The organism is Mycolicibacterium bacteremicum, from assembly GCF_002086115.1.
GTDB classification, from domain to species: Bacteria; Actinomycetota; Actinomycetes; order Mycobacteriales; family Mycobacteriaceae; genus Mycobacterium; species Mycobacterium bacteremicum.
Map to the genome: position 1 here is coordinate 121,165 of NZ_MVHJ01000014.1, position 24,027 is coordinate 145,191.

Below are 24,027 nucleotides of genomic sequence, written 5' to 3' on the forward strand. Positions count from 1 at the left end.
CGGCAGTTCGACGTCCTTTAACGATCCGTCCAGAGAGGCGGAGAAGGGGGTCCAGGTTGACTGTGGGCGAAGCCGTGCCGAGCCCCGACCGGGAATTGATGTCCGCCGCCGATGTGAGCCGGACCATCTCGCGCATCGCGCATCAGATCATCGAGAAGACCGCGCTGGATGCACCGGACGCGCCGCGCGTGGTGCTGCTGGGCATTCCGACCCGCGGGGTCACGCTCGCCGCCCGGCTCGCCGAGCGGGTCGAGGAATTCTCCGGCGTGCAACTGCCGCACGGGGCCATGGACATCACGCTCTACCGCGACGACCTGAACATCAAGCCCCCGCGGCCGTTGGAATCCACCTCGATCCCGGCCGGCGGTATCGACGGTGCGCTGGTGATCCTGGTCGATGACGTGCTGTATTCGGGCCGGTCGGTGCGCTCGGCGCTGGACGCGTTGCGCGATATCGGCAGGCCACGGATCGTGCAGCTGGCGGTGCTGGTGGACCGTGGCCACCGCGAACTGCCGATCCGCGCGGACTATGTCGGCAAGAACGTGCCCACCTCGCGTGCCGAGAATGTGAAGGTGCGCCTGCAGGAGCCCGACGGAGAGGACAGCGTGCGGATCGCACCGCAGGGAGGGCCCGCCCGATGAGCGCTCGCGCCAAGAGGAAACAGCACGGATGAAACACCTTCTCACCGCCGCCGACCTGTCGCGCGAGGAGGCCACCGCGATCCTCGACGACGCCGACCGCTTCCGCGAGGCGTTGCTGGGCCGCGAGGTCAAGAAGCTGCCCACCCTGCGGGGTCGCACCATCATCACGATGTTCTACGAGAACTCGACCCGGACCCGGGTGTCCTTCGAGGTGGCCGGCAAGTGGATGAGCGCCGACGTGATCAACGTCAGCGCCTCGGGCTCCTCGGTCGCCAAGGGCGAGTCGCTGCGCGACACCGCGCTGACCCTGCGCGCCGCCGGCGCCGACGCACTGATCATCCGGCACCCGGCATCGGGTGCGGCGCAGCAGCTTTCGGAATGGACCTCCGAGTCCGACGACACCGGTGGACCGGCGGTCATCAACGCCGGCGACGGCACCCACGAACACCCCACCCAGGCGTTGCTCGATGCCCTGACGCTGCGTCAACGGCTCGGCAGCATCGAGGGCCGACGGGTCGTGATCGTCGGCGATGTGCTGCACAGCCGGGTGGCCCGCTCGAATGTGGAACTGCTGACCACCCTGGGCGCCGAGGTGGTGCTGGTTGCCCCGCCGACGCTGTTGCCGGTGGGCGTCGCGGGCTGGCCGGTGACGGTGTCGCACGACCTGGACGCCGAACTGCCCGCTGCCGACGCGGTGCTGATGCTGCGGGTGCAGGCCGAGCGCATGAACGGCGGTTTCTTCCCGTCGGCACGCGAGTACTCGGTGCTCTACGGGCTGTCCGAGAAGCGGCAGGCCACCCTGGCCGATCATGCGGTGGTGCTGCATCCCGGGCCGATGCTGCGCGGTATGGAGATCGCCTACTCGGTGGCCGACTCATCGCAATCGGCGGTGCTGCAACAGGTTTCCAATGGGGTGCATGTGCGCATGGCGGTGTTGTTCCACCTGCTGGTGGGGGCCGGCGCCGATGGAGTGGGAGTGACGGTGTGACTGTGCTGATCAAGGGTGTCCGGCTCTACGGTGAGGGCGACCCGGTCGACGTGCTGATCGCCGAGGGCCAGATCACCCGGATCGAGGCGCGGATCGGGTCCGAGGCCGCCGAGACCGAGATCGACGCAACGGGCCAGGTCATGCTGCCGGGGTTCGTGGACCTGCACACCCATCTGCGCGAACCCGGCCGCGAGTACGCCGAGGACATCGAAACCGGTTCGGCGGCAGCCGCGCTCGGGGGATACACGGCGGTGTTCGCGATGGCCAACACCGACCCGGTGGCCGACAGCCCGGTGGTCACCGATCACGTCTGGCACCGCGGCAGGCAGGTCGGGCTCGTCGACGTGCATCCGGTCGGCGCGGTCACCGTGGGCCTGGAGGGTAAGCAACTCACCGAGATGGGTCTGATGGCCGCCGGTGCGGGCCAGGTCCGGATGTTCTCCGATGACGGCATCTGCGTGCACGATCCGCTGATCATGCGCCGCGCGCTGGAATACGCCGGTGGTCTCGGTGTGCTGATCGCCCAGCACGCCGAGGAGCCGCGACTCACCGTCGGTGCGGTGGCGCACGAGGGACCCAATGCCGCGAAGCTGGGCCTGACCGGCTGGCCGCGCTCGGCCGAGGAGTCCATCGTCGCCCGCGACGCGATCCTGGCCCGCGATGCCGGCGCCCGGGTGCACATCTGCCACGCCTCCACCGCGGGCACCGTGGAACTGCTGAAATGGGCCAAGGGCCAGGGCATTTCGATCTCCGCCGAGGTCACCCCGCACCATCTGATGCTCGATGACGGCGTGCTGGCCGACTATGACGGTCGCAACCGGGTGAACCCGCCGCTGCGTGAGGCCAGTGATGTGGCTGCGCTGCGTCAGGCTCTGGCCGATGGCGTGATCGACTGTGTGGCCACCGATCACGCGCCGCATGCCGAGCAGGAGAAGTGCTGCGAGTTCGCCAACGCCCGCCCCGGCATGCTGGGCCTGGAGACCGCGCTGTCGGTGGTCGTCAAGACGATGGTGCAGCCCGGCCTGCTGAGCTGGCGGGACGTGGCCCGGGTGATGAGCGAGGCGCCGGCGGCCATCGTGGGTCTGCCCGACCAGGGCCGCCCGCTGGCGGTGGGGGAGCCGGCCAACCTGACAGTCGTCGACCCCGACGCCGGCTGGACGGTCACCGGCTCCGCGCTGGCCAGCCGGTCGGACAACACCCCATTCGAGTCGATGGATCTGCCCGCGAAGGTGACGCTGACACTGTTGCGTGGCAAGGTGACCGCGCGTGACGGGCGGAGTCCGGTCGCATGACGGCCCAGCGAGTAGCGGAGCAGGGCTCGCATGACGGCCCAGCGAGTAGCGGAGCAGGGCTCGCATGACGGCGCAGCGAGTAGCGGAGCAGGGCTCGCATGACGGCGCAGCGAGTAGCGGAGCAGGGCTCGCATGACGGCCCAGCGAGTAGCGGAGCGGATCGCGCATGAATGAAGGCACGCTCATCGGGTCGCTGGTACTGGCGGTCGTCATCGCGGTACTCATCGGCTTCTTCATCCGCCGCCTGGTGACCGGGTGGCGGCACCGCATCGAGCGCCAGATCGAGGCGATCGGCAACCTGCCTGCGCTGCCCGACACCGTGGGGCCGGTGCTGACCGGACCCACCCCGGGTCTCTATGTCGGCAGCACCATCGCCCCGCACTGGAATGACAAGGTCGCCGCGGCGGCGCTGGGATTCCGGTCCAAGGCCGTGCTCACCCGCTACCCCGAGGGCATCATGCTGCAGCGCAGCGGAACCGGCCCGATCTGGATCCCGGACGAGTCGATCGTGGCGGTGCGCGGCGAGCGCGCGATGGCCGGTAAGGCGCTCACCCACGAGGGCATCGTGGCCATCCGCTGGAAGCTTCCGTCGGGCACCGAGATCGACACCGGTTTCCGTGCCGACGATCGGAGAGAAACGAACAAATGGGTCAAGGAGGACGTGTGACCACCAGCAGCGAGAAGCGCAGCGGATCGCGCATCGACACGGAGCGAGCACTTCTGGTGCTGGAGGACGGCCGGGTGTTCACCGGGACTGCGTTCGGTGCCATCGGACAGACACTGGGTGAGGCGGTCTTCTCCACCGGCATGTCCGGCTACCAGGAGACCCTGACCGACCCGAGCTACCACCGCCAGATCGTGGTCGCCACCGCGCCCCAGATCGGCAACACCGGCTGGAACGGCGAGGACGGCGAGAGCCACGGCGACAAGATCTGGGTCGCCGGCTATGCCGTGCGCGACGCCTCACCGCGCGCATCGAGCTGGCGCGCCACCGGCACCCTGGACGACGAGCTGGAACGCCAGGGCATCGTCGGGATCGCCGGGATCGACACCCGCGCGGTGGTACGGCACCTGCGCACCGTCGGGTCGATGAAGGCCGGGGTGTTCTCCGGGGATGCGCTCGCCGACACCGATACCCTGGTCGACCGGGTGCGCAATCAGCCCTCGATGCTCGGCGCGGACCTCGCCGGCGAGGTGTCCACCGAGACGCGGTACACGGTGGATCCGATCGGCGAGGCGCGATTCTCGGTCGCCGCGATCGACCTCGGCATCAAGACCAACACCCCGCGCAACTTCGCCAAACGCGGCATCCGCAGCCACGTGCTGCCCTCGGCCACCACGTTCGACGAGATCGTCGCGCTCAAACCGGACGGGGTGTTCCTGTCCAACGGGCCGGGCGACCCGGCCACCGCCGATCACATCGTGGGTGTGACCCGCGAGGTGCTCGGCGCCGGGATCCCGTTGTTCGGCATCTGTTTCGGCAATCAGATCCTGGGCCGGGCGCTGGGACGGTCCACCTACAAGATGACCTTCGGGCACCGCGGTATCAACATCCCGGTGATCGATCACGCCACCCGCAGCGTCGCGATCACCGCGCAGAACCACGGTTTCGCGCTCGAAGGTGAGGCCGGCGAGGAGTTCGACACCGAGTTCGGGCGGGCGATCGTCAGCCACACCTGCGCCAACGACGGCACCGTCGAGGGCATCAAACTCGTCGACGGCAGCGCGTTCTCGGTGCAGTACCACCCCGAGTCGGCCGCCGGGCCGCGCGATGCCGAGTACCTGTTCGACCAGTTCATCGACCTGCTGGACGGTCAAAAGTGACTGCAGACGCGGCGAGCGTGCGCAGATGTTGGAATTTCCAGGGTGTGTCGTGTGCAGACACGCACGCTCGCGGGGAAGAGGAGAAGTAGTCAATGCCACGTCGTTCCGACCTCAACCACGTGCTGGTGATCGGCTCCGGGCCGATCCTGATCGGGCAGGCCGCCGAGTTCGACTACTCGGGCACCCAGGCCTGCCGGGTGCTGCGCGCCGAGGGGCTGCAGGTCACCCTGATCAACTCCAACCCGGCGACGATCATGACCGACCCCGAGTACGCCGACAACACCTACGTCGAGCCGATCACCCCGGGCTTCGTCGAGAAGGTCATCGCCCAGCAGGCCGAGCGCGGTAACAAGATCGACGCCGTGCTGGCCACCCTGGGCGGGCAGACCGCGCTGAACACCGCGGTCTCGCTGTATGAGAACGGGGCGCTGGAGCGCTACGACGTCGAGATGATCGGCGCCGACTTCGACGCCATCCAGCGCGGCGAGGACCGGCAGAAGTTCAAGGACATCGTGGCCAAGGTGGGCGGCGAATCCGCCCGCAGCCGGGTGTGTTTCACCATGGACGAGGTGCGGGACACGGTCGCCGACCTGGGCCTGCCCGTGGTGGTGCGGCCGTCGTTCACCATGGGCGGTCTGGGCTCGGGGATGGCGTACTCCGCCGAGGACGTCGAGCGGATGGCCGGCGACGGGCTGGCCGCCTCCCCGTCGGCGAACGTGCTGATCGAGGAATCCATCTACGGGTGGAAGGAATACGAGCTCGAGCTGATGCGCGATCACCACGACAACGTGGTGGTGGTCTGCTCGATCGAGAACTTCGACCCGATGGGCGTGCACACCGGCGACTCGGTGACCGTCGCCCCGGCGATGACGCTGACCGATCGCGAATACCAGACCATGCGCGACCTCGGCATCGCGATCCTGCGTGAGGTCGGCGTCGACACCGGTGGCTGCAACATCCAGTTCGCGATCAACCCGAAAGACGGCCGGCTCATCGTCATCGAGATGAACCCGCGCGTCTCGCGCTCCAGTGCGCTGGCCTCCAAGGCGACCGGTTTCCCGATCGCCAAGATCGCCGCGAAACTGGCGATCGGCTATACCTTGGACGAGATCGTCAACGACATCACCAAGGAGACCCCGGCCTGTTTCGAGCCGACGCTGGACTACGTGGTGGTCAAGGCCCCGCGGTTCGCGTTCGAGAAGTTCCCGGGCGCCGACCCGACGCTGACCACCACCATGAAGTCGGTCGGTGAGGCGATGTCGTTGGGCCGCAACTTCATCGAAGCCCTCGGCAAGGTCATGCGCTCGCTGGAGAACAAGAAGACCGGCTTCTGGACCGGTCCGGACCGCGATGCCACCCTCGAGGAGCTGCTCACCGATCTGCGCACGGCCACCGATGGCCGGATGTATGACATCGAGCAGGCGCTGCGGCTCGGCGGCACCGTCGAGCAGGTCGCCGAGGCGTCCGGGGTGGACCCGTGGTTCGTCGACCAGATCGCCACCCTGCTGGCGCTGCGCACCGAGCTTCTCGCCGCCCCCGTCCTGGACGAGTGGTTGCTGCGCCGGGCCAAGCACAGCGGGCTGTCGGATCGTCAGATCGCCGCCCTGCGGCCCGAACTGGCCGGTGAGACCGGTGTGCGGGCGCTGCGCGAGCGCCTCGGCATCCATCCGGTGTACAAGACCGTCGACACCTGTGCCGCCGAGTTCGAGGCCCGCACCCCGTATCACTACAGCAGCTACGAACTCGACCCCGCCGCCGAGACGGAGGTCGCTGCGCAGACCGAGCGTCCCAAGGTGCTGATCCTCGGTTCCGGCCCCAACCGCATCGGGCAGGGCATCGAATTCGACTACAGCTGCGTACATGCGGCGACCACGTTGAGCCAGGCCGGGTTCGAGACGGTGATGGTCAACTGCAACCCCGAAACGGTGTCCACCGACTACGACACCGCCGACCGGTTGTACTTCGAACCGCTGACCTTCGAAGACGTGCTGGAGGTCTACCACGCCGAGCAGGCGTCGGGGGCCGGCGGTCCCGGCGTCGTCGGCGTCATCGTCCAGCTCGGTGGTCAGACCCCACTGGGGCTGGCCGAGCGGCTGGAGCGCGCCGGCGTGCCGATCGTCGGAACCAAGCCCGAGGCGATCGACCTGGCCGAGGATCGTGGTCTGTTCGGTGAGGTGCTGGTCAACGCCGGACTGCCGGCACCGCGCTTCGGCACCGCCACCAGCTTCGACCAGGCCCGCCGGATCGCCGCCGACATCGGTTACCCGGTGCTGGTGCGCCCGTCCTATGTGCTCGGCGGCCGCGGGATGGAGATCGTCTACGACGAGGAGACGCTGCAGGGTTACATCGAGCGGGCCACCGAACTGTCCCCGGAGCACCCGGTGCTGGTGGACCGGTTCCTCGAGGATGCCATCGAGATCGACGTCGACGCGCTGTGCGACGGCTCGGAGGTGTACATCGGCGGCGTGATGGAACACATCGAGGAGGCCGGCATCCACTCCGGCGACTCGGCGTGCGCGCTGCCGCCGGTGACACTGGGCCGCACCGATATCGAGAAGGTCCGCCAGGCCACCGAGGCCATCGCACACGGGATCGGCGTGGTCGGCCTGCTCAACGTGCAGTACGCGCTCAAGGACGATGTGCTCTACGTGTTGGAGGCCAATCCGCGCGCCAGCCGCACGGTTCCGTTCGTCTCGAAGGCCACTGCGGTGCCGCTGGCCAAGGCGTGCGCGCGCATCATGCTGGGCACCACCATCGCCGAACTGCGGGCCGAGGGCGTGCTGGCGCGCACCGGTGACGGCGCCACGGTGTCCCCGCACGCACCGATCGCGGTCAAGGAGGCGGTGCTGCCGTTCCACCGGTTCCGCAAGGCCGATGGCTCCCAGATCGATTCGCTGCTGGGCCCGGAGATGAAGTCCACCGGCGAGGTGATGGGTATCGACCGTGATTTCGGTACGGCCTTCGCCAAGAGTCAGACCGCCGCCTACGGGTCGCTGCCGGCCTCGGGCACGGTGTTCGTGTCGGTGGCCAACCGGGACAAGCGGTCGCTGGTGTTCCCGGTGAAGCGTCTGGCCGATCTGGGCTTCCGGGTACTGGCCACCGAGGGGACGGCGGAGATGCTGCGCCGCAACGGGATTCCGTGCGACGAGGTGCGCAAGCACTTCGAGACCGAGAACGAGCCCGGTTCCGATGGACGCCGGTCGGCGGTCGACGTGATCCGGGCCGGTGAGGTCGACATGGTGATCAACACCCCGTACGGCAACTCCGGCCCGCGCATCGACGGGTACGAGATCCGATCGGCGGCGGTGTCGGTGAACATCCCGTGTGTGACGACGGTGCAGGGCGCCTCGGCGGCGGTGCAGGGCATCGAGGCGGGGATCCGTGGCGATATCGGGGTGCGCTCACTACAGGAGCTGCACAGCCAGCTGGCCGAGAAGTGAGTTCGTTCGGCGACCGGCTGGCGCGGGCCGTCGCGGCTCGGGGCCCGCTGTGCCCGGGTATCGACCCGCACCCGGAGCTGCTGACGGCCTGGGGGCTCGGTACCGATATCGACGGGTTGCGGGCCTTCAGCGACATCTGCGTGCAGGCCTTCGCCGACGTGGCCATCGTCAAACCGCAGGTGGCTTTCTACGAGGCATACGGTTCGGCCGGGTTCGCGGTGCTCGAGCGCACCTTCGCGGGTCTGCGTGACGCCGGCGTGCTCGTGCTCGCCGACGCCAAACGCGGTGACATCGGCTCGACCATGGCGGCCTACGCCCAGGCCTGGGCCGGGGATTCCCCGCTGGCCGCCGACGCCGTCACCGCCTCGCCCTATCTCGGCTTCGAGTCGTTGCGCCCGCTGCTCGACCTGGCGGCCGCCAACGGGAGAGGGGTGTTCGTGCTGGCAGCCACCTCGAACCCCGAGGGGGCCGGGTTGCAACGCGCCACAGTGGGGGACCGTACCGTCGCGCAGTCCATCGTCGACGCGGTGGCGGCCGAGAATCACGGGTCCGGATCGGGATCGGTCGGCGTGGTGGTGGGGGCCACGCTGCGGCAGCCGCCTGATCTGGGTGAGCTGAACGGACCGGTGCTGGCACCGGGCGTCGGCGCCCAGGGCGGCCGGGCCGAGGACCTCGGCCGGCTCGGGGCGCGGGTGCTGCCCGCGGTGTCCCGCGAGATCCTGCGTGCCGGTCCGGACGTCGCGGCGTTGCGCGCGGTCACCCGGAGCCTGCACGACCAGGTCGCCTACCTGGCCTGAACCACCTGCCGGCGGTGCCACGCTGCTCGCCGGGTGCGCGTCCGCGCCCTCCAGCGCGCCGCTGGCGCGGCTGAGCGAGCCGATCGCGGCCCAACCCGCCACCGGCTGTTGCATCGCCGACAGGCGGGCGGTCAGCCACGCCGGTTCATCGTCGGTCCACCGCCGATGCACCGCCGATCGCTCGTCGAGCGGCGGCGATCCTACTCATGCGCGCAATCGAACGGTTAGGAAGGCTACCGACCGGTAGGTGGCGCCCCGACGACACGCCCGACACGCCATGACCAGCGAAAATTTCTCATTCCACCGCCAGAATTCGCGTTTCCGCAAAGCCGGGCTCCGCGTCCCGAAACCGGCGCCAACCTGCAGAAGGCGTGAAAACCCTTGTTATGCAGGCATATCAGCGTCCCAGGTCGCCGACCGGCTACCGGGGCCCGATAATCCGGCGTCGTGCGCGCACGCTGTACACGCTGGTCTTTTGGCCCGACAACCCGGGGGTGGGGTTAGCTTTCGTCAGGAACCGTGGGTACGGTCGTCGTCGCTGGCTGGTTACGTGATCCAGCCGTGATGAAACAACAGATGGCGAGAGACGGAGGAACCCCGTGGCCCTTCCCCAGTTGACCGACGAACAGCGCGCGGCAGCGTTGGAGAAGGCTGCTGCCGCACGTCGAGCGCGAGCCGAGCTCAAGGATCGGCTGAAGCGCGGCGGCACCAACCTCAAGCAGGTGCTCACCGATGCCGAGACCGATGAGGTCTTGGGCAAGATGAAGGTTTCCGCGTTGCTGGAGGCTTTGCCCAAGGTCGGCAAGGTCAAGGCGCAGGAGATCATGACCGAGCTGGAGATCGCCCCGACCCGCCGCCTGCGCGGCCTCGGTGATCGTCAGCGCAAGGCGTTGCTGGAGAAGTTCGACTTCTCCTGAGCGCGCACAAGTGAGAACCGGTGGTGGGCCGGACAGGGCTGCGGTCGTAGTTTTGTCCGGCCCGTCCGCCGTCGGGAAGTCCACGGTCGTCCGCTGTCTGCGGGACCGGATTCCCGACCTGCATTTCAGCGTGTCCGTGACGACACGCGCGCCGCGACCCGGTGAGGTCGACGGCGTGGACTACTCATTCGTCTCGCCCGATGACTTCCAGCGCCTGATCGACGACGGCGAACTGCTCGAATGGGCCGAGATCCACGGCGGCCTGCATCGCTCGGGAACACCCGCGGCACCGGTCCGGACCGCGACCGCCGCTGGAGTTCCGGTGCTCATCGAGGTCGACCTGGCCGGCGCCCGCGCCGTCAAGGCCGCGATGCCCGAGGTCACAACGGTGTTCCTGGCGCCCCCGAGTTGGGCGGTGCTGCAGGAGCGGCTGACCGGCCGCGGCACCGAGAGCGCCGAGGTCCAGGCCCGCCGGCTGGCAACGGCACGGCAGGAGTTGGCCGCCCAGGACGACTTCGACGTGGTCGTTGTCAACAGTCAATTGGAGTCGGCGTGCTCGGAATTGGTATCCTTGCTGGTGGCCCACTAGCCGGTAGGACCGGCGGCCGCCTTTCTACTACCCAAACTTGATTACAGCCGGGAGATATTTCGTGAGCACGCCTGTCGAGAACATCGACGCCGCCAGCGCCTACGACACGCCGCTGGGCATCACCAATCCGCCCATCGACGAGCTGCTGGACCGTGCGTCGAGCAAGTACGCCCTGGTCATCTACGCCGCCAAGCGTGCCCGCCAGATCAACGACTACTACAACCAGCTCGGCGACGGCATCCTGGAGTACGTCGGCCCGCTGGTCGAGCCGGGTCTGCAGGAGAAGCCGCTGTCGATCGCGATGCGCGAGATCCACTCCGATCTGCTCGAGCACACCGAAGGCGAGCAGTAGGGCCCTCGGGCTGATGGACCGCAAGCGCATCGTCGTCGGCGTCGCCGGCGGGATCGCCGCGTACAAGGCGTGCACCGTCGTGCGCCAGCTGACCGAGGCCGGACATTCGGTGAAGGTCATTCCCACCGAATCGGCGCTGAAGTTCATCGGCGCCGCGACCTTCGAGGCGCTGTCCGGCCAGCCCGTGCACACCGGCGTCTTCGAGAACGTCGACGAGGTGCCGCATGTGCGGATCGGCCAGCAGGCCGATCTGGTGGTGGTCGCGCCGGCCACCGCCGACCTGCTGGCCCGCGCGGTCGCCGGCCGCGCCGACGATCTGCTCACCGGAACGCTGCTCACCGCGCGATGTCCGGTGTTGTTCGCCCCGGCCATGCACACCGAGATGTGGTTCCACCCCGCCACCACCGACAACGTCGCCACGCTGCGCCGGCGCGGAAGTGTGGTCCTCGAGCCGGCCTCCGGGCGGCTCACCGGCGCCGATACCGGCCCGGGCCGGCTCCCCGAGGCCGAGGAGATCACCACTCTGGCCACGCTGCTGCTGGAGCGCGGCGACGCCCTGCCGTATGACATGGCCGGGGTGAAGGTGCTGGTCACCGCGGGCGGCACCCGCGAGCCGCTGGACCCGGTGCGGTTCATCGGCAACCGCAGCTCGGGCAAGCAGGGCTATGCCGTCGCCCGGGTGATGGCCCAGCGCGGCGCCGAGGTCACCCTGATCGCGGGCAACACCTCCGGTCTGGTCGACCCGGCCGGTGTCAACGTCGTGCACATCGGCTCTGCCGCCCAGCTCGGCGATGCCGTGTCCAAACTCGCCCCCGAGGCGCACGTCCTGGTGATGGCCGCCGCCGTCGCCGATTTCCGGCCCGCGCAGGTGGCCACCGCCAAGATCAAGAAGCGCGCCGACGACAACGGCGCGCCGTCGGTGGAACTCGTCCGCAACGACGATGTGCTCGCCGGTGCCGTGCGTGCCCGCGCCGACGGTCAGCTGCCCAATATGAAGGCCATCGTGGGGTTCGCCGCCGAGACCGGAGATGCCAACGGGGACGTGCTCTTTCACGCGCGTGCCAAGCTGGCGCGCAAGGGTTGCGACCTGCTCGTGGTCAACGCCGTCGGTGAGGGTAGGGCGTTCGAGGTCGATCACAACGATGGCTGGATGCTGTCGGCGGACGGCACCGAGACCGCTTTGGAGCACGGTTCCAAGACTCTGATGGCAAGCCGTATCGTGGACGCGATCGGAGCACTCCTCAAAGGGTGACTTCGCAGTGCGGGTAACGGTTGCGTCAATCGGGTTTTACCGGTTGGCTGCCAATGAGCACACCAATGATTTGTCTGTCTAACTAATGGAGGATGCGACGTGAGCGCAGGTCGGCTGTTTACCAGTGAGTCGGTCACCGAAGGTCACCCCGACAAGATCTGTGATGCGATCAGCGACTCGATCCTGGATTCTCTGCTCGCCGCTGATCCGAAGTCCCGCGTCGCCGTCGAGACCGCCGTCACCACCGGCCAGGTGCACGTCATCGGTGAGGTGACCACCTCGGCCAAGGAGGCGTTCGCCGATATCAACCAGACGGTGCGCGACCGCATCCTGGAGATCGGCTACGACTCGTCGGACAAGGGCTTCGACGGCGAGACCGCCGGCGTCAACATCGGCATCGGCCGGCAGTCGCCGGACATCGCCCAGGGCGTGGACACCGCGCACGAGACCCGCGTCGAGGGCGCGGGCGACCCGCTGGACCTGCAGGGTGCCGGCGACCAGGGCCTGATGTTCGGTTACGCCATCAAGGACACCCCGGAACTCATGCCGCTGCCGATCGCGCTGGCCCACCGGCTGGCGCGCCGCCTCACCGAGGTTCGCAAGAACGGCAAGCTCGACTACCTGCGCCCGGATGGCAAGACGCAGGTCACCGTGCAGTACGACGGCACCACCCCGGTCCGGCTGGACACCGTGGTGCTGTCCACCCAGCATGCCGAGGGCATCGACCTCGACGGCCAGCTGGCGCCCGACATCCGCGAGCAGGTCGTCAACACCGTGCTCGACGACCTCGGCCACGAGAGCCTGGACACCTCCGACTTCCGGCTGCTGGTGAACCCGACCGGCAAGTTCGTGCTCGGCGGCCCGATGGGCGATGCCGGCCTGACCGGCCGCAAGATCATCGTCGACACCTACGGCGGCTGGGCCCGTCACGGCGGCGGCGCGTTCTCCGGCAAGGATCCGTCGAAGGTGGACCGCTCGGCCGCCTACGCGATGCGCTGGGTCGCCAAGAACGTCGTGGCCGCCGGACTGGCTGAGCGCGTCGAGGTGCAGGTCGCCTACGCCATCGGCAAGGCCGCCCCGGTCGGTCTGTTCGTCGAGACCTTCGGCTCCGAGACCGTCGACCCGGCCCGCATCGAGAAGGCCATCACGGCCGTCTTCGATCTGCGGCCCGGCGCGATCGTTCGCGATCTGGACCTGCTGCGCCCGATCTACGCGCCGACGGCCGCCTACGGCCACTTCGGCCGCACCGATGTGGACCTGCCCTGGGAGCGCACCGACAAGGTCGACGAGCTCAAGGCCTCCGTCTAACTCTCCTGCGCGAGCAGACGCAAATACCCCCGATTCTTGATGGAATCGGGGGTATTTGCGTCTGCTCGCGGCACGGACTTTCGACCGCGCTGAACGCAATCCTGGTGCCGCAGCTGCGGATCGGAGTTAATGGTCGATCGTGTCCATCTACACCGAAGACCTGACCAAGCTGTACGGGAGCACCCGCGCCCTCGACGGGGTCTCCATCTCGGTCGAGCAGGGCGAGATCCTCGGTGTCGTCGGCGCGAGCGGATCGGGCAAGAGCACGCTGGTGCGGACCATCGCCCTGCTGGAACGACCGACCAGCGGGCGGGTGGTGCTCGACGGCCAGGACCTCACCGCGCTGCCGGAGCGCGATCTGCGGGCCGCGCGCCGCCGCCTGGGCAACGTCTTCCAGGCGGCAAACCTGCTGGACAATCGCACCGCCCGGGCCAATATCGAATACCCGCTGGAAATCGCCGGCTGGGACCGGAAGAAACGCTGGTACCGGGCCCAGGAACTGCTGGAATTGGTGGGCCTGGCCGGCCGCGGCGAGGACTACCCGGCGCAGCTTTCCGGCGGCCAGCGGCAGCGCGTCGGCATCGCCCGCGCCCTGGCCGCCCGGCCCAGCGTGATCCTGGCCGACGAGCCGACCAGTGCGCTGGACCCGACGACCACCCAGGAGATCCTGGCCCTGCTGACCGGGCTGCGCGCCGAGCTCGACGTGACGGTCCTGCTCATTACGCACGACCTGGCCATCGTGCGCCAGATCGCCGACCGGGTCACGGTGCTGCGCGACGGAAAGGTCGCCACCCAGGGAACCCTGGCCGAGGTGGCCGGAGATCCCGATGCGGGGTTGCTGCCGAGCCTGCAGCCCCCGTCGGCCACGACCGACGGTGAGCTGATCGTCAACGTGCACGCCGGCGTGGACGCGTCGGCCTCGTTCATCAGCAAGCTGTCCCGCGATCTGAACACCGATGTGCGGATCATCGACGGTGAGGTGTTACAGCTTGGCGGACAATCGGTCTCGCAGTTCCAGCTGGGACTGACGGGGCTGGACCACTCGGCGCCGGCACGCGCCGAGGAGTACACCCGATGGCTGCGCCGGCACGGTCTGGCGGTGGTGGCATGAGTGGGTTCACCGCATGGCTGAACGACTCGATCCTGCTCAGCAGTGACGCGGTGCCCACGGCACTGATCCAGACCCTGCAACTGGTGTTCGTGCCGTTCGTCTTCGTCATCGTGTTCGGCATCCCGCTCGGCGTCGTGCTGTACGTCACCGCCCCGGGCGGACTGGCGCCGGTGCGCTGGCTCAACAGCAGCCTCGGTGCGGTCGTCAACGTCACCCGATCCCTGCCGTTCCTGGTGCTGGTGATCGCGCTGTGGCCGCTCGGCCGGCTGCTGGTCGGCTCCAGTCTGGGCACGGTGGCGGCCATGGTGCCGCTCACCATCGGCACCATCCCGTTCCTGGCCCGGCTGGTGGAGGCCTCGCTGCGTGAGGTCGACGGCGGCAAGATCGACGCCGCCCGCGTCGTCGGCGCCACCCGCTGGCAGATCATCACCAAAACGCTGCTGCCCGAGGCCATCAGCGGCATCATTGCCGGACTCACCATCACCATCGTTGCGCTGCTGGGCTTTTCCGCACTGGCCGGCGTCATCGGCGGCGGCGGGCTCGGCGACCTGGCGATCCGCTACGGCGCCCGCTCCTACGACGGGCCGGTGCTGTGGGCAACCGTGCTGCTACTCATCGTGCTGGCCCAGATCTTCCAGGTGGTGGGGGACCACCTCACCCGCCGGACCGACCACCGCAGCTCATCCACCACCGAAAGGACATCGAAGAATGACCAGCGTGCCTGAGGGCCCACCGAAGTCGAAGACCCCGGTGTACGCGGCGATCGCCGTCGTGATCGTCGTCGTCGCCGCCCTCGCCGGCTATTTCCTGCTGCGCGGGGAGGACAAGCAGCGCATCACCGTCGCTGCCACCCAGGTGCCGCATGCCGAAATCCTGGAGTTCATCAAGAACGGCCCTGCCAAGGACGCCGGGCTGGACTTCGACATCCGGGTGTTCGACGACTACTCGTTGGGCAACCGGTGGCTGTCCGAGGGGGACGTCGACGCCAATTATTTCCAGCACAAGCCCTATTTCGATGAGCAGGTCGCCGACTTCGGCTATCAGCTACACGAATTCCCGGGCGTACACATCGAACCCTACGCGGCCTTCTCGCAGAAGTTCGATTCCGCCGAGCAACTGCCCGACGGCGCCCGGATCAGCATCACCGACGACGGCTCCAACCAGGCCCGCGCGCTGGCCCTGCTGGCGAGCAAGAATCTGGTGACCCTACCCGCCGACGGTGAGGTCAACGTCTATACCGTCGGCAATCCGAAGAATCTCCAATTCATCGAGGCCGCACCGGATCTCCAGGCCAAGGCCATCCCGGACGTGGACCTGGCGATCCTGAACGGCAACTACTTCCTGGACGCCGGCTACACCCTGAAAGACGCGCTGATCGTCGAGTCGCTGGAGGACAACCCGTACGCGAACTTCCTGGCCAGCCGCCAGGACAATGCCGAGAATCCCGATGTGGTCAAGCTCGACGAGCTGTTGCACAGTGACGCGACCCGCGCCTTCATCGAGGAACGCTGGCCCGGGGGAGACGTCTCACCGGCGTTCTGAGAACTCGTAGTCGCCGAGCGGGAAGCTGCGGCTGCGCCAGTACGTCTCCGGCGTACTGGCCGGCCGCAGCGGCACATCACCGTTGCGGTCGAAGTAGTAGCTGTTCGCGGTCGAACAGCTGTCCTGCCAGAAGATCTGCCGGTGCCGCTTACGCATCATCTCGTCGAAGTATCGCGCGTTGGCCTCGGCGCGGATCTCCACCCGGGTGGCCCCGGTCCGGTCGGCCTCCCGCAGGCAGCGCACGATGTGCCGGGTCTGGGTCTCGATCAACGCGAAATACGATGATCCGACATACCCATAGGGCCCGCAGACGTTGTAGAAGTTCGGGAAGCCCGGCACGCTGACACCCTCGTAGGCCTGCATCCGGTGCTGGGTCCAGAACTCGGCCAACGATCGGCCGTCGGCCCCGATCAGCGGGAAGGTCCCCGAATCGACGTCCATCACCTTGAAACCCGTTGCCAGCACCAACACGTCGACCTCGTGGGTGACCCCGTCGGAGGTCACCACACCGGTGGGAGTGATCCTCTCGATCGGCTCGGTGATCAGCGCGACGTTGTCGCGGTTGAAGGTGCGCAGATAGGTGTTGTGGAAGGCCGGACGCTTGCACCCGACGGCGTAGCGCGGCGTCAGCTTGTCCCGCAGCACCGGATCGGTGACCTCGCGGCGCAGATAGTTCCGCGCCAACCGCTCGGCGCCCCCGCTGAGCGGCAGGACGCTGTGATACTGCGCCGAGAGCGGGAACGTCACCTCGACATAGGCCTGGCTGAGGGCGCGCTGCACCGCGCTGCCGAAGGGAAGGCGCATCGCCCACCGTGCCGGGGCCGGCAGCGGCACGTCGAACTTCGGGAAACACCAAATCGGGGTGCGCTGGAAAACGTTGAGCTGCCCGACGATCGGTGCGATCTCCGGGATCAGCTGGACCGCCGAGGCGCCGGTGCCGATCACCGCCACCCGCTGACCGCGCAGATCGGCCGCATGGTCCCAGCGCGCGGTGTGCAGCGTGGTGCCGGCGAAGGTCTCGACGCCGTCGATATCGGGCAGCTTCGGGACGTTGAGCACACCGGCGGCGTTGATCAGGTGCCGCGCGGTCAGCGTGCCGGCCTCGCTCGCCCCGGTGCCTTTCCCCGTCGCTTCGCTCGCCCCGGTGCCTTCCCCCGTCGCCTCGCTCGCCCCGGTGCCTTCCCCCGTCGCTTCGCTCGCCCTGGTCTGGACCCGCCACAGGTCGGCATCGGAGTCGAAACGGGCTGCGGTGATCTCGGTGTCGAACCGGATCCGGGAAGCCAGCTGGTACTTGGCGACACAGTGGTCGGCGTAGGCCTTCAGTTCGTGGCCCGGTGCGTAGGTGCGCGACCATAGCGGGCTCTGCTCGAACGAGAACTGGTAGGAGAACGACGGGATGTCCACGGCGATACCGGGATAGGTGTTCCAAAACCAGGTGCCGCCGGCCTCGGCGCCTGCCTCCACGATGAGGTAGTCACCCAGTCCGGCCTTGTCCAGGGCGATCGCGGCGCCGATGCCGGAGAACCCGGCCCCGATGATCAGGGTGTGAAAGTCCGGTGTCATGACGTGCCCTTCACGGGTGCAGGGCGGCCCGCAGGGCGGCGATCCCGCGGTCGGTGGCCTCGGTCGCGACGGGGGAGGCCAGCGCCAGACTGACATAGCCGTGCACCAGCGTCGGTTCGTTGCTGTGCTGCACGGCAACTCCGGCCGCGGTGAGCAGTTCGGCGTACGTGCCGCCGTCGTCGCGCAGTGGATCGTGCTCGGCGGTGCCGATATAGGCCGGCGGCAACCCGGCCAGCGACTCGGCGTTGGCCGGCGCCACATCGGTCGGCAGCGCCGCCGGGTTGTCGAGGTCCATGCCGGGCAGATACCAGGTCAGGAAGGCGTTCGTGACATCCCGATTGAGGATGTAGGCGTCGGCGTTCTCGATGAACGACGGTGCCGAGCGGTCGCCGACGGCGACCGGGTACCACAGCAGCTGGAAGACCAAGGGTGGCCCACCGGCGTCGCGGGCCCGCAGCGCCATCACCGCCGACAGGTTGCCGCCCGCCGAATCACCCGCCACCGCAATGCGTTCGGGATCACCACCGAGTTCGGCGGCGTGCTCACCGACCCAGCGCAGTGCCGCCCAGGCGTCCTCGACGCCGGCCGGGAACGGGTGCTCGGGTGCCAGCCGATAGTCCACCGACACCACGATGGCCTCGGCACCCACCGAGTGTGCGCGCGCGACATGATCGTGGGTGTCCAGATCACCGATCGCCCATCCGCCGCCGTGGTAGTACACGACCACCGGCAGATTCTCGTGCTGGTCGACCGGCGGCCAGTAGATCCGTGCCGGGATGTCGGACAGCTCGCCGTATCCGATGGTGCGCTCTTCGATACGCAGCTGCACCAACATGTTCGGCGGCGGCTTGAGCGCCCGGAACTTCTCCCGGGCCACCTCGACACCATCGGTGACCGAGAACTCCAGCGGCACCGCGTCCAGCAGGGCCTTGAGGTTCGGATCGACGTCGGGACGCGTGGCGGTCATGTGTTTCAGGCTAACGCGGCGCGCAGTGCCGCAAGGCCACGATCGGTCGCTTCGGTGGCCGCCGGCACCACGCCGCGGTAACCGAGGTAGCCGTGCACCAGCGTCGGTGCGTTGTGTACCTGTACCGGCACCCCCGCCGCGCCGAGCAGCTCGCCGTAGCGCACCCCGTCATCGCGCAGTGGGTCATGACCGGCGACCGCGATGTAGGCCGGTGCGACCCCGGCCAGCGATTGGGCCCGGGCCGGGACCAACGTGGCGGGTGGGTTCTTCAGGTCGGTGTCACCGGCGTAGAGCTTGGAGAACCCGCCGATGGCGCCGCGCCCGAGGATCGGTGCGTCGGCGTTCTCGGTGAACGACGGCAGTGAGGTGTCCCAGGTGGTGGCCGGATACCACAGCAGCTGCATCCGCAGGTTCAGGCCGGTATCGCGGGCCAGCAGGGCGACGACGGCGGCGAGGTTGCCACCGGCGGAATCACCGGCCACGGCGATGCGGGTGGCGTCGGCGCCCAGTTCGTCGGCGTGCTCGGCCACCCACTGCGTCACCGCCCAGACGTCGTCGACCGCGGCCGGATAGGGATGCTCGGGGGCCAACCGGTAGTCCACCGATACGACGACGGCGCCGGCGCCGACGGCGTGCTCGCGCGCGGTGCCGTCATAGCTGTCCAGGTCGCCGACGACCCAGCCGCCGCCGTGCAGGAACAGCACCACCGGCGGGCGGGGATCCGAGGATTCGGGACGGTACACCCGGACCGGGACACCGGCGATGGTGCGGTCCTCGGTATGCAACTCGGGGTGCACCTCGCGGCGCGGCAGGGCACGGAAACGCTCGCGGGCCGCCTCGGGGCCACCGTCCATGGTCAATTGGAACGGCACCGCTTCCAGTACCTTCTCCAGGATGGCGTCCAAGGCGGGTCTGTCGGCACCGGGTTCAGGCATGGCAACACCGTACGCAGCGCGCCCGACCCGGCTGCTGTGGGCTCTGGCCGTGCTGGCCGGACTCGGTTACGGCATCTTTCTGATCACGGTCGCCCTGCGGGTGCCGGCCGGCACCGACCTCACCGGGCAGTTCGCCCTGCAACCGGCGGTCAAGGCCGCCGCCGCGGTGCTGCTGGCGGCGGCGGCGTGCACGCACCCGGTGGCTCGGGAACGGCGCTGGCTGATCGCGGCGCTGATCGGTTCGGCCGCCGGCGACTACCTGCTGGCCATGCCGTGGTGGGAGCCGTCCTTCGTGCTGGGGTTGGCTGCGTTCCTGATCGCGCACCTGTGCTTTCTGGCCGCGCTGATCCCGCTGGTGGCCCGGCAGCGATCCCGGCTGATCGCCGCCGGCGCCGTCGTGCTCGCCTGCCTCGCGCTGCTGGTGTGGTTCTGGCCGGCGCTGCTCGTGCAGGGCATGGCGCTGCCGGTGACGGTGTACATCGCCGTACTCGGGGCGATGGTGTGCGCGGCCCTGCTGGCCCGGCTGCCGACACCCTGGACCGCGCTGGGAGCGGTGTGCTTCGCGGTGTCGGACTCGATGATCGGCATCAGCAAGTTCGTCCTCGGCGACGAGCGGTTGGCGGTCCCGATCTGGTGGGCCTACGCGGGGTCGCTGTTCCTCATCACCGCCGGGTTCTTCTTCGGCCGGGCGGACGGGACGAGCGACTAGTGGGCCGGCGGTGACCCCCGTCGTCCGACATCCCGCCGAGCACGAGCCGATCGCGCGGGTCCTGCCGATGCTGTCGGTGCCGCACCTGGATCGCGATTTCGACTACCTGGTCGCCGCCGACCAGTCCGACGACGCCCAACCGGGAGTGCGGGTGCGGGTGCGTTTTCACGGCAGGCTGGTCGACGGGTTCATCCTGGAACGGCGCTCGGACACCGACCACGCCGGAAAACTGGGCTGGCTGGATCGGGTCGTCTCACCCGAACCGGTGCTGACCCCGGACGTCCGCCGCCTCGTCGATGCCGTCGCCGCCCGGTATGTCGGGACCCGGCCCGACGTGCTGCGCCTGGCGGTGCCGCCGCGGCACGCGCGGGCCGAGAAACCCGCGGAGGCACCGGCGGCCACACCGATACAACCGATCGACGAGAACGCGTGGACCGCCTACGGCCGCGGCGAACAGTTTGTGGCCGCATTGCGCGACGGCCGGGCCGCGCGGGCGGTCTGGCAGGCGCTGCCGGGGGAGCGCTGGGCGCAGCGGCTCGCCGAGATCGCCGCCGTCACCGTCGCGGCCGGCCGCGGCGCGCTGATCATCGTGCCCGACCAACGGGATGTCGACGCCGTGCAGGTCGCGGCGGTGGAACTGGCCGGAGCGCAGGTGGCCGCGCTGTCGGCCGGGCTGGGACCGGCACAGCGCTACCGGCGCTGGCTGTCGGTGCTGCGCGGACAGACCCGGCTGGTGATCGGCACCCGCAGCGCGGTGTTCGCGCCCGTGGCCGACCTGGGTCTCATCGCGGTCTGGGACGACGGGGACGACTCGCTGTCCGAGCCGCGTGCACCCTATCCGCACGCCCGCGATGTCGCGATGCTGCGGGCGCATCAATTACGTTGTGCCGCAGTCATCGGTGGCTACGCCCGCACGGCAGAGGCGCACGCCCTGGTGCGCAGCCGCTGGGCGCACGACCTGGTGGCCACCCGCGCGGTGGTCCGCCAGCACGCACCGCGCGTGACGGCGCTGGACGACAACGCCTTCGATCACGTTCGTGACCCGGCCGCGCACACCGCCCGGCTGCCCTCGATGGCGTTGCGGACGGCACGCGCGGCGCTGGACGCCGGGCACCCGGTGCTGGTGCAGGTGCCGCGGCGCGGTTACATCCCGGCATTGGCGTGCGCGAAATGCCGGACCGTCGCCCGCTGCCGGCACTGCACCGGGCCGCTGCAGCTCACCGGTCGCGACGCCCAAGGTGCGGTGTGCCGCTGGTGTGCCCGGACCGACCTGATGTTGCGCTGCGCCAACTGTGGTTCCGACGCCGTGCGCGCCGTCGTGGTCGGGGCGCGGCGCACCGCCGAGGAACTCGGCCGCGCACTGCCCGGCGCCACCGTCATCACCTCCGGTGGGGAGTCGGTGATCTCGACCGTGCCGGCCAAGCCTGCCGTCGTGGTGTCCACTCCCGGTGCCGAACCGGTGGCCGACGGCGGATACGGGGCGGCGCTGCTGCTGGACGGTTGGGCGCTGCTCGGACGTCAGGACCTGCGGGCCGCCGAGGACACCCTGCGCCGCTGGATGGCCGCTTCGGCGCTGGTGCGAAGCCGTGCCGACGGCGGCACCGTGGCCGTCATCGCCGAATCGGCGATCCCGACCGTGCAGTCGTTGATCCGCTGGGATCCGCTGGGCCACGCCGAATCCGAGCTGGTCGCCCGTGACGAGGTGGCGCTGCCGCCGGCCGTGCACCTGGCGGTACTGGACGGGGTGCCCGAGGCGGTGCACGCGCTGCTGGACGCGGCACACCTGCCGGACGGCGCGGAGCCGCTCGGCCCGGTGGACCTACCGCCCGGTGCCCGGCGCCCACCGGGAATCGCGGTCGACAGCCCGGTGGCCCGGATGCTGGTGCGGGTGCCGCGGGCCGGTGGCCTGGAACTGGCGGCCGCGTTGCGGCGGGCGGTCAATTCGCTGAGCTCACGCCACGATCAGGAGCCGGTTCGCGTCCAAATGGACCCGTTGCACATAGGCTAGCGACGACGACGGCGGGAGGTGCACGATGGCACGGCTGTTCAAGATGCTGATCCCGTTGCTGCTCATCGCGTTTGGCGTGCTCTGGCCGGTGGTGTTCAGCGCCGCGTTCGGCACCGGTGGCGGCGAGCCGGTTGACGACCCCGTGCGGATCACCGAATACCGTGCCCACTACACCGTCGCGGCGGACGGCGCGCTGCAGGCCGTGGAGACCATCACCGGCGACTTCCCGCCCGATCGGCACGGCATCTTCCGCTACTGGGACATCACCAACCAGAACAGCCCGCAGGTGCGGCAGATCCCCGAGATCGAATCGGTCCTCCTCGACGGCGACCCCGAGTCCTACCAGATGCTGTGGGAGGGCCGGGAGCGGTTCCGGGTGGCCAAGATCGGCGACCCGGACTGGACGCTGGACCCGGGCAGCCACGTCTTCGAGATCCGCTATACGGTGCCCGGTGTGCTCGATCCGGGAGACACCGGCGCGGGTCGGGATTTCGGATCCGCGACCGGGCAGGGTCCGGCCGAGACCGTGTTCTTCTGGAATGTGGTGGCCCCGGGCTGGAACAACCGCATCGACCGCGCCGACATCACGGTCACCCTGCCCGCACGCGTCACCGGCGCCCAGTGTTCGGTCGGCTACGGCCGCGGCGGGGCGTGCACCGACCTGAACGCCGAGGGCAGGACCGTCACGCTGTCGGCTCAGGACCTGCCGCCGCGTACCCCGGTGACCGTGCGTGCCGGCCTGGACATGCCGACACCGCCGCGCGCCGAGGTGCCGTGGAACCAGCACTGGGACCGGGTGCTGGGCCAGTCGGTGATCTCGGTTGTGGTCCTGATCGGGCTGTCGGTGCTGGCCGGCGGGGCGGCTCTGCTGTGGTACCGCAGCACCGTCGAGCCCGCGCCCGGATTCGGGGTGCAGTACGCCCCGCCACCGGGCCTGGGACCGGTGCAGGTGGAGTACATCCGCACCGAGTCGGTACCGCGGCACGGTCTCACCGCGACGCTGTTCCACCTCGCCGAGCGCAGGCTGGTCGAGTTGCGTCAGGTCAGCGAGGACCACTGGGATGTGACCGGCATCGCGCAGCCCGGGGCGTGGGCCGATGTCGACCCGGTCAGCGTCGCCGTCGGCTCGGCGTTGAAGGTGATCGGACCGGGGGCGCAGTTCTCGGCGGAGAAATCGGCGAAATCGGGCGAGAAACTCAACAAGGCCAAGACCGACATGGCCGACGCAGTGCGCGCGTGGGCGGCCGATGAGGGCCTGATCGTGAAGCGCCGCAAGGAGTTGTGGCTGCGCACGGCCAATGCGGTCGCCGCGATCGCCATGGTCTGTGGATTCTTCCGGTGGGGCTTTCCGACCACGCTGTGGGCGCTGCCGTTCGCGAGCTTCTTCCTGTTCTCGGCGGCATCCTGGGCAGATGGCGTCGGTACCCGCCGTACCGAGGCCGGCCGCGCCCTGTGGTCGCAGGCCGGCGGGTTCCACCGGTTGCTGTCCACCGATTCGGCCGAGAGCCGTTTCGACTTCGCTGCCCGCAAGGACCTCTACACGGCCTACATCCCGTTCGCGGTGGCGGCCGGCACCGCCGCATTGTGGGCGCAGAAGTACCAGGCGGGCACCGGTACGGCAGCCCCGGTGCCGGACTGGTACAACACCTCGTCCTCGACGAGCAGCACATCCGGTTTCGGTTCCGGCGTACCGAGTTTCGACAGTTTCGAGTCCGCGCTGTCATCGTCCATCGGTGCCTACACCGCAGCTCAGTCGTCCTCGTCCAGCGGCGGCGGCAGCAGCAGTGGCAGC

At 69.1% G+C, this 24,027-nt stretch carries 21 protein-coding genes; 18 read left to right on the forward strand and 3 right to left on the reverse strand.

The window, feature by feature from the left end:
* Positions 1-62 precede the first annotated feature (62 nt).
* The 15 genes from pyrR (at position 63) to BST17_RS17900 (ending at position 16,053) form a co-directional block, all read left to right on the forward strand.
* On the forward strand, positions 63-641 hold the full coding sequence (gene pyrR / locus BST17_RS17830) for a bifunctional pyr operon transcriptional regulator/uracil phosphoribosyltransferase PyrR (protein ID WP_083060221.1): 579 nt from the start codon (positions 63-65) through the stop codon (positions 639-641).
* A 28-nt stretch (positions 642-669) separates the two neighbouring features.
* On the forward strand, positions 670-1,629 hold the full coding sequence (locus BST17_RS17835) for an aspartate carbamoyltransferase catalytic subunit (protein ID WP_083060222.1): 960 nt from the start codon (positions 670-672) through the stop codon (positions 1,627-1,629).
* Positions 1,626-2,921 carry a dihydroorotase gene (locus tag BST17_RS17840; protein WP_083060223.1) on the forward strand — a complete coding sequence of 432 codons (1,296 nt, stop codon included), beginning with the start codon at positions 1,626-1,628 and terminating at the stop codon, positions 2,919-2,921. Before BST17_RS17835 ends, BST17_RS17840 begins: the two co-directional genes overlap by 4 nt.
* A 166-nt stretch (positions 2,922-3,087) precedes the next feature.
* Positions 3,088-3,588 (forward strand): PH-like domain-containing protein, encoded by a 501-nt coding sequence (locus tag BST17_RS17845; protein ID WP_083060224.1) that lies wholly within the window; start codon positions 3,088-3,090, stop codon positions 3,586-3,588.
* A complete protein-coding gene (gene carA / locus BST17_RS17850) occupies positions 3,585-4,745 on the forward strand; it encodes a glutamine-hydrolyzing carbamoyl-phosphate synthase small subunit (RefSeq protein ID WP_083060225.1) in 1,161 nt (386 codons plus the stop codon). Before BST17_RS17845 ends, carA begins: the two co-directional genes overlap by 4 nt.
* A gap of 92 nt (positions 4,746-4,837) precedes the next feature.
* Complete coding sequence (carB, locus tag BST17_RS17855; RefSeq protein WP_083060226.1) at positions 4,838-8,185, forward strand: carbamoyl-phosphate synthase large subunit; 3,348 nt, start codon at positions 4,838-4,840, stop codon at positions 8,183-8,185.
* Positions 8,182-8,982 (forward strand): orotidine-5'-phosphate decarboxylase, encoded by an 801-nt coding sequence (gene pyrF, locus BST17_RS17860; protein ID WP_083060227.1) that lies wholly within the window; start codon positions 8,182-8,184, stop codon positions 8,980-8,982. Before carB ends, pyrF begins: the two co-directional genes overlap by 4 nt.
* Positions 8,983-9,581: 599 nt before the next feature.
* The gene (gene mihF / locus BST17_RS17865) at positions 9,582-9,899 is read left to right on the forward strand and encodes an integration host factor, actinobacterial type (RefSeq protein WP_011894593.1); all 318 of its coding nucleotides are present in this window, start codon (positions 9,582-9,584) and stop codon (positions 9,897-9,899) included.
* Between the two features lie 10 nt (positions 9,900-9,909).
* The gene (gene gmk / locus BST17_RS17870; RefSeq protein WP_083060228.1) at positions 9,910-10,488 is read left to right on the forward strand and encodes a guanylate kinase; all 579 of its coding nucleotides are present in this window, start codon (positions 9,910-9,912) and stop codon (positions 10,486-10,488) included.
* 37 nt (positions 10,489-10,525) lie between these two features.
* Positions 10,526-10,840: a DNA-directed RNA polymerase subunit omega gene (gene rpoZ / locus BST17_RS17875; RefSeq protein WP_407937752.1), complete on the forward strand. Its 315-nt coding sequence runs from the start codon at positions 10,526-10,528 to the stop codon at positions 10,838-10,840.
* A 10-nt stretch (positions 10,841-10,850) separates the two neighbouring features.
* Positions 10,851-12,092 carry a bifunctional phosphopantothenoylcysteine decarboxylase/phosphopantothenate--cysteine ligase CoaBC gene (gene coaBC, locus BST17_RS17880; protein ID WP_083060252.1) on the forward strand — a complete coding sequence of 414 codons (1,242 nt, stop codon included), beginning with the start codon at positions 10,851-10,853 and terminating at the stop codon, positions 12,090-12,092.
* A gap of 99 nt (positions 12,093-12,191) precedes the next feature.
* Positions 12,192-13,400 (forward strand): methionine adenosyltransferase, encoded by a 1,209-nt coding sequence (gene metK / locus BST17_RS17885; protein ID WP_083060230.1) that lies wholly within the window; start codon positions 12,192-12,194, stop codon positions 13,398-13,400.
* A 139-nt stretch (positions 13,401-13,539) separates the two neighbouring features.
* Positions 13,540-14,511 (forward strand): methionine ABC transporter ATP-binding protein, encoded by a 972-nt coding sequence (locus BST17_RS17890; protein WP_234807715.1) that lies wholly within the window; start codon positions 13,540-13,542, stop codon positions 14,509-14,511.
* Complete coding sequence (locus BST17_RS17895; RefSeq protein ID WP_083060232.1) at positions 14,508-15,236, forward strand: methionine ABC transporter permease; 729 nt, start codon at positions 14,508-14,510, stop codon at positions 15,234-15,236. The genes BST17_RS17890 and BST17_RS17895 overlap by 4 nt, the downstream gene beginning before the upstream one ends.
* A complete protein-coding gene (locus tag BST17_RS17900) occupies positions 15,220-16,053 on the forward strand; it encodes a MetQ/NlpA family ABC transporter substrate-binding protein (RefSeq protein ID WP_083060233.1) in 834 nt (277 codons plus the stop codon). The genes BST17_RS17895 and BST17_RS17900 overlap by 17 nt, the downstream gene beginning before the upstream one ends.
* Here BST17_RS17900 and BST17_RS17905 read toward each other — a convergent pair.
* Genes BST17_RS17905 through BST17_RS17915 form a run of 3 tightly spaced genes read right to left on the reverse strand, consistent with a single transcriptional unit; the run spans position 16,039 to position 19,518 of the window.
* On the reverse strand, positions 16,039-17,616 hold the full coding sequence (locus tag BST17_RS17905; RefSeq protein WP_083060234.1) for a flavin-containing monooxygenase: 1,578 nt from the start codon (positions 17,614-17,616) through the stop codon (positions 16,039-16,041). The genes BST17_RS17900 and BST17_RS17905 overlap by 15 nt on opposite strands.
* 10 nt (positions 17,617-17,626) lie before the next feature.
* Positions 17,627-18,583 (reverse strand): alpha/beta hydrolase, encoded by a 957-nt coding sequence (locus BST17_RS17910; RefSeq protein ID WP_083060235.1) that lies wholly within the window; start codon positions 18,581-18,583, stop codon positions 17,627-17,629.
* A gap of 5 nt (positions 18,584-18,588) precedes the next feature.
* Positions 18,589-19,518: an alpha/beta hydrolase gene (locus BST17_RS17915; protein WP_083060236.1), complete on the reverse strand. Its 930-nt coding sequence runs from the start codon at positions 19,516-19,518 to the stop codon at positions 18,589-18,591.
* On the opposite strand from BST17_RS17915, the gene BST17_RS17920 reads away from it, so the two are divergent.
* From BST17_RS17920 to BST17_RS17930, 3 genes are all read left to right on the forward strand, one after another.
* On the forward strand, positions 19,517-20,227 hold the full coding sequence (locus tag BST17_RS17920) for a lysoplasmalogenase (RefSeq protein ID WP_207573664.1): 711 nt from the start codon (positions 19,517-19,519) through the stop codon (positions 20,225-20,227). The genes BST17_RS17915 and BST17_RS17920 overlap by 2 nt on opposite strands.
* 67 nt (positions 20,228-20,294) lie before the next feature.
* Positions 20,295-22,235 carry a primosomal protein N' gene (locus tag BST17_RS17925; protein ID WP_109750194.1) on the forward strand — a complete coding sequence of 647 codons (1,941 nt, stop codon included), beginning with the start codon at positions 20,295-20,297 and terminating at the stop codon, positions 22,233-22,235.
* Between the two features lie 25 nt (positions 22,236-22,260).
* Positions 22,261-24,027 (forward strand): DUF2207 domain-containing protein (locus tag BST17_RS17930; RefSeq protein WP_083060238.1); only part of this gene is annotated, 1,767 nt, incomplete at its 3' end.

Excerpts from the sequence above, each read along its gene's own strand:
- BST17_RS17835 (WP_083060222.1), top strand. The coding sequence starts at position 670 with ATGAAACACCTTCTCACCGCCGCCGACCTGTCGCGCGAGGAGGCCACC.
- BST17_RS17845 (WP_083060224.1), top strand. The coding sequence starts at position 3,088 with ATGAATGAAGGCACGCTCATCGGGTCGCTGGTACTGGCGGTCGTCATC.
- carB (WP_083060226.1), top strand. The coding sequence starts at position 4,838 with ATGCCACGTCGTTCCGACCTCAACCACGTGCTGGTGATCGGCTCCGGG.
- BST17_RS17895 (WP_083060232.1), top strand. The coding sequence starts at position 14,508 with ATGAGTGGGTTCACCGCATGGCTGAACGACTCGATCCTGCTCAGCAGT.
- BST17_RS17900 (WP_083060233.1), top strand. The coding sequence starts at position 15,220 with ATGACCAGCGTGCCTGAGGGCCCACCGAAGTCGAAGACCCCGGTGTAC.
- BST17_RS17905 (WP_083060234.1), bottom strand. The coding sequence starts at position 17,616 with ATGACACCGGACTTTCACACCCTGATCATCGGGGCCGGGTTCTCCGGC.
- BST17_RS17910 (WP_083060235.1), bottom strand. The coding sequence starts at position 18,583 with ATGACCGCCACGCGTCCCGACGTCGATCCGAACCTCAAGGCCCTGCTG.
- BST17_RS17920 (WP_207573664.1), top strand. The coding sequence starts at position 19,517 with ATGGCAACACCGTACGCAGCGCGCCCGACCCGGCTGCTGTGGGCTCTG.
- BST17_RS17915 (WP_083060236.1), bottom strand. The coding sequence starts at position 19,518 with ATGCCTGAACCCGGTGCCGACAGACCCGCCTTGGACGCCATCCTGGAG.
- BST17_RS17925 (WP_109750194.1), top strand. The coding sequence starts at position 20,295 with ATGCTGTCGGTGCCGCACCTGGATCGCGATTTCGACTACCTGGTCGCC.